Origin of the sequence: Paraneptunicella aestuarii (assembly GCF_019900845.1) — a bacterium.
In the GTDB taxonomy this organism is placed as follows: Bacteria; Pseudomonadota; Gammaproteobacteria; order Enterobacterales; family Alteromonadaceae; genus Paraneptunicella; species Paraneptunicella aestuarii.
Genome location: NZ_CP074570.1, coordinates 2,601,487 through 2,605,440, shown reverse-complemented (window position 1 = coordinate 2,605,440; position 3,954 = coordinate 2,601,487). Strand labels below are relative to the sequence as shown.

At 46.0% G+C, this 3,954-nt stretch carries 1 protein-coding gene (only partly in view); it reads left to right on the top strand.

Going from position 1 to position 3,954, the window contains the following annotated elements:
* The first annotated feature begins 141 nt into the window (after nucleotides 1-141).
* On the top strand, nucleotides 142-3,954 hold the 5' end (the start) of the coding sequence (locus KIH87_RS10445) for an SDR family NAD(P)-dependent oxidoreductase (RefSeq protein WP_232357836.1). It continues 22,566 nt past the right edge of the window; only the first 3,813 of its 26,379 coding nucleotides appear in the window; its start codon is at nucleotides 142-144; its stop codon lies off the right edge, out of view.

Genomic DNA, 3,954 nt, shown 5'->3' with positions numbered 1-3,954 from the left:
CGTCAGTCTTTCACGTTAGTTTTCTCTAAATTTACCCTCTTTTCTGTTGCTGAAACCACGTTCAGCAGCAGGAAAGCCGTTTGACCAATGACTCAATCAAAACAGTCAACAGTGGTACAAAATTACCAGGTTTAAAGACACATGGATAACAATAAACTCAGTTCACAGGTAAGCAAAAATACTGCTTCAGATAGTCCTTCAACGAGTAAGCGAGCCCCGTTGTCTCGGCCAACCATGCGCCGAGTAGACATTCGAACCTTGCAATTTTCTGACAACGGCGGAGCTTCGCCGGAAAATCATGCACCGGTGTTGAAAACCCTGAATCATGCCTTTAAACCCTCCGGGTGTTGGCAGTTAACGCTAGGTTGCGAGCATCGTATTTTAGCGGGGCATCAAGTGTTCGAGCAGGCATTATTTCCTGGCCTTGCATGGATTGACTTTCTATATCAATGGTTTGAGCAAGCGGGTTATGCGTACCATCATATGGTGTTGAAAAACCTATCTATATATCGTCCCTTGATGGTGTCAGACAACGCGCCCGTGACGTTGTCAGTGCATGCTGAAGAAATCCGACAAGGTGTTTTCAATATTCAAATTGCTAACGCGTCAGTCGCAGTTGAGAAGTCAACTCCATCGGCTTTGTATATTTCTGCGCAAATGCACATTACCTCGGCTGTGTCGTTTAGAGAATCCATCGACCTGGACTCTGTACTTGGTAGTCAGGTACCAACCATTGATCTTGCCAAATACTATGAGAACAGCCACAAACGAGGGTTGATTCATAGTGGCGTAATGAAAGCCTGTGGTGTGGTGTCTGCTGAACAGGGCGACACCTGGATGCATATTAACGTTGATCAACAAGCTGAACTTAATGCTCATGATTTTATGTTCCATCCGGCATTAATTGATGGTAGTGGCGTGGGCACTGGCAGATTGCTAGAGCAATATGTACCGGACGAGCAGCGTTTGTTTTTACCTTTGTTTTATGAGTCATTCAGCGCCAGCGAAAGCTTCGGCAGTGAATGCTATGTGCGCATAAAACAAGATTCGGTACAGGTTAAAGAAGAACTGGTCAGCGTGACCATGGAGTTTTTTAATTCCGACGGTAAAAAGATTGGGGAACTCAAGAACTTTAAGAACAAGTTAGTGCGTCATGACGGATTGATTAGTGCAGGTCAGCCAGCATCACAATCTGTTGTAACTGAGCAGGCCGATATCTCCCTTGAGTCTATGAGCGCATTATTGCAGTCCATTATTGCAAGTAAGTTAGGGCGGCAAGAGCAAGATATTGCGGTAGATCGCGGTTATTATGACTTGGGGCTGGATTCACCCATGTTATTAGAAGTGGTGAAAACCGTCGAGTCAGTGCTGGGCGAAACGCTTTCACCCACATTATTGTTTGAATACACGACTATTGCCTCCCTTGCGCAGCATTTGGAAGAATGTTTTGCGTTGCCAGATTCAGCACCAGCATCAATAACATCTCTGGCATCTGAACCAGTAAAAGTCGAACCAGTCAAAACCGAGGCTGTAAATAGTGCGCCAGTTTCTCGCGCGACCAGACAACATAACCCTTATGCATCACGCCTTGCTAATACTGCGAAACAAGGCGCAGGCGTGAATGGTGGTACTCAGGTGCAAGGTTCTGATATCGCTGTTATTGGTATGTCGGGACGTTATCCTCAAGCGTCAAATTTAAGTGAATTTTGGGACAATCTAAAAGCGGGTAAAGACTGCATCACCGAAGTACCTGAGGATCGTTGGGATAGTCGTCAGTTTGACGGCTTTAGCTCGCCGTCAGGTAAACCTATATCGAAGTGGGGTGGTTTTATTGATAATGCCTACAGCTTCGATCCCCGTTTTTTCAGAATTTCCCCTCAAGAAGCGGAATGGATGGATCCCCAAGAGCGCCTGTTTCTAGAGGTAAGCTGGGAGGCAATAGAAGATGCAGGTTATACGCCAAACAATCTTGTTGTGCCTCAAGGTAAAAACAAGCGGAAAGCCGTTGGAGTCTTCGCTGGTGTCATGCATAAAGACTATGCATTGTTGCAAAACGAAGCCGTATACGAAGGTCATCAAATACCGCTGACCCTAAGTTATGCCTCCATTGCCAACCGGGTGTCTTATTTTTGTGATTTTCATGGCCCCTCGTTGGTTATAGATACGGTTTGTTCTTCTTCATTGAATGCCGTTCACCTTGCCATGGAAAGCTTGATTAAAGGCGAAAGCAAGGTGGCTTTGGCGGGTGGGGTTAACTTATCGCTGCACCCCAATAAATACCAGTCTTACGGCATGATCGACATGCATTCGAGCGATGGCTACTGCCATACCTTCGGTGCAGGTGGTGACGGGTACGTTTCTGCCGATGGTGTCGGTGTGATATTACTCAAGCCTCTACAGCAGGCTGAAGCTGATGGCGATGCGGTTTATGCGGTATTAAAAGGCAGCTCGATCAACCATGTTGGCACAGTGAGTGGCTTTACCGTGCCTTCGCCAGTTGCTCAAGGCGAAATGATTGCCGAGTGCTTACGAAAAACAGGCATTAATCCGGAAACTATCAGTTATATCGAAGCTCATGGTACGGGTACGTCACTGGGCGATCCTATCGAAATTCAGGGATTGAACAGAGCGTTTAGAGAATTCACCGACAAGCAACAATACTGTGCTTTAGGGTCGGTTAAATCTAATATGGGGCACGCCGAAGGCGCAGCAGGCATTAGTGGCTTAACCAAAGCTATTTTGCAGTTACACCATAAAACCCTGGTGAAATCGCTTCATTCAGAAGTGATCAATCCTTATTTAGACTTACCATCTTCGCCGTTTTATGTGCAGACAGAAACTCAGGACTGGCATAGCTCAAACGGGCAACCGCGACGGGCTGGCATCAGCTCTTTTGGGGCTACAGGCTCTAATGCTCACGTTATTTTAGAAGAATATCTTGCTCAGTCTGCTTCTTCGTCTATTTCGCCAATAGCGCAGAAAGCCCAGGAAAATCAAGCCGTTCTACTGCCTATTTCGGCAAAAAACAGCGAACGTTTGCGAGAATATGCACAAACGTTTTTGGCGCATTTACAACGCTTTCCAAATACTGATTTGCGTTCATTGGCCTTCACAATGCAAACCGGGCGAGTGGCGATGGAAGAGCGCTTAATGTTACTTACCACCAGTGTCGAACAAGCCATTCAACAGCTAGAAAACTGGTTGGCTAAAGGCAAAACACAAAATGTTTGGAATGCGCGAGTTAACTTAAAAACAGGCGGAGCAGATCTGTTTGATGCTGATCCCGATTTGCAAGAAGCGATAACGCGCTGGATTGCAAAGGGTAAGTTGAAAAAAATCGCAGAGCTATGGATGCAAGGCTATTCAGTAAACTGGCAGGGGTTCTACGGCGAAACAACGGTTCAGCGCCTTCACTTGCCGGTGTATCCGTTTGCTAAAGAAAACTATTACGTTTCTAAAACCGAAACGCTAATGCAGAGCCGTGGTCGTATGTTTGGTAACGGCGCGAGTAAGCTTCATCCGTTATTACATGAAAACACCTCGGATTTAACCGAGCAGCGTTATACCTCTCGCTTTACAGGTAGTGAACCGCTATTGGCTTGCCCTCAGAGACACAACCTGGCAGTTATGGCAGAAGTGAACTATTTGGAAATGGCTCATGCAGCTCTTGTTAACGCTACGGGTATTGCGACCAAAACTCATGCTGCCATGCAATTGAACCACCTTGTATGGGGTCAACCTGTTGTCTTGACCGATGCGAGTAAAAACAGCAAAAATCAAGAACAAACATCAGACATTCATATTGCGTTGTTTGAAGATCAACGTGGTCAGATTCAGTTTGAAACTTACACCTGTTCAGAACCTTCTTCTGACAATGCCACGGTGCATTTTAGTGGTTCCGCACAGCTTAAAGTGACCGATGTCCAGACGGTATTGAATATTAATGAGATCCAG